The organism is Actinomyces oricola (assembly GCF_004104015.1).
Classification (GTDB): domain Bacteria; phylum Actinomycetota; class Actinomycetes; order Actinomycetales; family Actinomycetaceae; genus Actinomyces; species Actinomyces oricola.
Window position 1 is genome coordinate 1 of sequence record NZ_RYFV01000052.1, and the last position, 3810, is coordinate 3810.

2 protein-coding genes are annotated in these 3810 nt (G+C 68.2%); both read right to left on the bottom strand.

Annotated elements, in window-relative coordinates; genetic code table 11:
• Window positions 1–108: 108 nt before the first annotated feature.
• Window positions 109–1461 (bottom strand): purine-cytosine permease family protein, encoded by a 1353-nt coding sequence (locus EUC46_RS12265; RefSeq protein ID WP_128774440.1) that lies wholly within the window; start codon window positions 1459–1461, stop codon window positions 109–111.
• 105 nt (window positions 1462–1566) lie between these two features.
• On the bottom strand, window positions 1567–3684 hold the full coding sequence (locus tag EUC46_RS13200) for a PfkB family carbohydrate kinase (RefSeq protein ID WP_241655573.1): 2118 nt from the start codon (window positions 3682–3684) through the stop codon (window positions 1567–1569).
• Window positions 3685–3810 lie beyond the last annotated feature (126 nt).

Here is a 3810-nt window from a genome sequence, read left to right on the forward strand (position 1 = left end):
CCGGATCCTCCATAGCCTCCAGCGCCATCCGAGTCGCCCGTTCGCGCAACTCCAGGGGGTACTTCCGTCGTCCCATAGCAGTGATCCTTCCTATCATCACCGCCTCCATTAAACCCGGAACGATTCAAGGGGCCCCAGCAGATACCCCTGCCAGGTGAGCCAGGAGGCGGCGGAGTTGACCACCAGGCCCCAACCGACAATGGAGCCGACCAGGACCAGGGCCACGGCCTCCCAGTTGACCGAACCGTAAACGCCGTCGGGGGTGAACAGCGCTTTCTCGTCGTAGTCGCGCCGACGCATCACCACCTCGGCGAGCATGACACCGGCCCAGGCAGCAATCACAACACCAAGAGTGGTCAGGAAGCCCTGGAATGGACCGAGGAAACCGTCGGCGCCGGCAATGACCGCAATGGTACCCAGGGTCATAATCGTGGCATCAATGCTCGTAGCCACGTGACGGCGCACCGGCACCCCGGTGGCCAGAAGCGAAAGGCCCGAGGAGTACAGGTCCATAATGATGCCGCCCACCAGGCCCAGGATCGCCACAATGGCGAAGGGGATGAGGAACCAGGTGGGCAAGATGGTGGTGAGGGCTCCAATGGGGTCGGCGTTAATGGCCTCGCCGAGTTCGGCATCGCTGCCCACCAGCAGTGTTCCAGCAATGATGAGAATGACACAGGGCAGAGCCGCACCAGTGGTGGTCCAGCCCACCACGCCGACAGTGGAGGCGGTACGCGGCAGGTAACGCGAGTAGTCGGCCGCCGCGTTGACCCAGCCCAGGCCGAAGCCAGTGGCGACCATGACCAGGGCGCCAATGAAAGCGGCAGCGTTGCCTGCGGGCAGGGAGCCCAGGGCCGTCCAGTCAATCCTCCCCGCCACCAGGATGAGGTAGATGACGGTCAGGACGCCGGTGGCCCAGGTGATCCAGGTCTGGACCTTCATAATGGTGTCGAAGCCCAGAATGCCGGCGCTCGCGGCCAGTCCCACGGTCATGAGGAAGCCGACGATCTGCGCCCCGACGGTGTTGTGCCAGCCCAGGGCCTCCAGGACTGTGGCTGAGGCCAGTGTCGCCAAGATGCACAGGACAGTCTCCCACCCCACGGTGAGCATCCAGGAGATCACTGCCGAGAGCCGGTTGCCGTTGTAGCCAAAAGCGGCCCGCGACAGGGCGAGCGTGGGAGCGCTGCCCCGTTTGCCCAGGACGGCCATGACCCCGCACAGGAAGAAGGAGAAGGTGATGCCAATGGTCCCGGCGATAATCGCCTGGACGGCATTGAGGCCGAAACTCAGCACCCACGCGCCCCAGGACAGGCCCAGTACGGAGATGTTGGCGGCAAACCAGGGCATGAAGAGGTCGCGAGGGCGGCCCTTGCGCTCGGACTCAGCGATGACGTCGAGCCCGGCGTTTTCCAACAGGGTGTTGGGCGCCGCGGCGTCGGTTCCAGTGGTGGGATTGCTCATGGAACTCCTGTTCGTAAGAGAAGAGGGCGCCCACACCACTAGGGGCGCCCTCGGATGGGAGGCGCCGGCGGTGAAGAACCATCATTGGCTCGCCGTCATGCCACCCTAGCGCAGTGTCATGACACTCATTCGCTTGCTCAAAGCGCTGGCCGCCTGCTCAATACTATGCCGCTCGGGGCAGGTGGCCGGACCGGCGGTGAGCGTCGACAACGCGCCGGCGCAATTGGCTAAGACCAGTGCCCGGCGCAGGGGCGCGCCCTGGACTAGCGCGGCGGCGAGCACACCGGCATGCGCGTCCCCTGCCCCATTGGTGTCCACGGGCGTCACCGGCACCGTGGGCACATGGACTGGATCCGCGGGGGGCGTGCCGTCCAACATGTCAACGAACCAGGCACCCTGGGCCCCCGCCCGCACCAGCACCGGGGAACCCAGGTACTTCGCGAGCGCACCGGCCGCCTCCCGCGGGCCATCCGGACTGGAGGCTCCGGCGTCTCCCTGGCCGCCCAGTCGTCCAGTGAGAATGTGGGCCTCACGCTCGCTGAGGGACCACAGGGGTCGCAGGGCCCCCAACGCCTGGAGGTCGGCCAGGTCTAATTCCCCCACCATGGGCGAGGCATCAACCAGGACGCGCGGGACGCCGTCGGGCCGTGGGGGCAGGCCGGCGTGGCTGGAGGCGAAGCGCAGCAGGCCTTCGCGAGTGGCGGGCGCGCACAGGGAGTAGCCCGACAGGTAAACCAGGTCCTGCTCCCCCACCGTCAGGTGCTGGTAGCACTCCGGTGGGGTGAGCGTCTCGGCGCCCGCAGTGGAGATAAAGCTGCGCTCGCCATCGACCTCAGTCAGGGCCACGCTTACGCCGGTGTCGTGCGTGGACAGTGTCGGTCCGGCGTGGAGCACGCCTATGGAGTCCAGGGCGGCGCGGGCCATTCGCGCCATGGGGCCGGTGCCCAGGGCTCCGCAGTACACGGCGTCGCATCCCCACTGGCGCACCGCGGCCAGGACATTGAACCCGCCGCCGGGGCTCATGTCGTGGCTGGTGGCGAAGACATCCCCGCCCCGCGGCGGCAGATTGGGTACCCGCATGGATAGGTCGATGAGAACTTCACCCAGGTGCAGGACACGTCCAACCGGCTGGGCGGGGCCGGCTGACGGGCCGGCGGAGCCGACCTGCCCGCCCGGGAGGGCCGCGGGGTCGGTGTCCCCGCCCGGGTGGTCCGCGGGGTCGGCTGCCCCGCTCGGGTGGGCCGGCCGACCGGCGCCGGCCTTCTGTGAAACCTCGACCGGGTCATTGCGGCGGCGCAGGCGGAGGAGTTGCGCTGCAAGAGCACCGGGGTCCAGGTCGGAGACGGCCTGCACGCGCGCCAGGGCCTGAGCGGGGAAGGCGCGCACGCCGTGGGTCGCCCCCAGGATGGCTCCGGTAATGGCCCCAATGGTGTCGGTGTCCCCGCCGAGGTTGGCGGCGGCCAGTAGCCCCTCCCAGGGGCGGTGGCGGTAGCGGACGGCCAGGGCCAGGGCGGCTGGAATAGATTCGGTGGACTCTACGCAGGTACCCACATGATCACGTACCCACATGAGGAAGGAGGCATCATCACCCGCATGATCGGCGGCGTACTCGACGGCGCTGCCGGCAACCGCCAGGACTGAGGCATTGGGCGCCCAAGTGCCCTGAGCAGGCAGGGAGGCAACAGTTGCCCGGGCCAGGTGCACGGCGGTGAGGGTGTCGGCGCCGTCAATGCCGTGGCTGACGGCGGCCGCCACCAAACCGGCAGCCTGGAACCCTTGGATGGTGTTGTGGGTGACCAAGCAGGATTCACGCACGGCTTGGCCGAAGGCCGTCAGGCAGGCGTGCCCGCCGGTGCCGAAGAGCGGTTCCCAGGCGGCTGGGGTCCCGGTGGTGTAGGCGATCCCGACCGGGGTCACCCGCATGGCGGCGCCGTTGGTGGTCCCGGTGCGACCGGTGGTTCCAGGTTCGGCGCCCGCGCGCAGTTCCTCCAGGGCGGCCTTCGTGGAAGGACCCAGGAGATCCAGGGAGCCGCGGCCGATCATGTCCTCCTCCCAGTTCATGAGGGCTTGAGCTAGTGCCCTGGGCTCAATATGACCGGCCCCGCCGCTGTCGGGGGACGGGTCGAGGAGTTGCTCGGCCAGAAGCCAGGCCTGCTCGGTGTCGTCGGTGACGGAGCCGGCCGGCGCCAGGGACGCGTAGGGCTGCTCGGGGGAGGCGTCCATGTGGTTCCCCCCGAATCGTGGAGGGCTTCCTTATGCGGTTTTGGGCAGGCCCTGGGCCGTGTTGGTCTCGTAGTCGATGGGGCTCTGCATGTCGGCTGTGCTGTGTCGGCGGTCGTGGTTGTAGAA

Excerpts from the sequence above, each read along its gene's own strand:
- EUC46_RS12265 (WP_128774440.1), bottom strand. The coding sequence starts at position 1,461 with ATGAGCAATCCCACCACTGGAACCGACGCCGCGGCGCCCAACACCCTG.
- EUC46_RS13200 (WP_241655573.1), bottom strand. The coding sequence starts at position 3,684 with ATGGACGCCTCCCCCGAGCAGCCCTACGCGTCCCTGGCGCCGGCCGGC.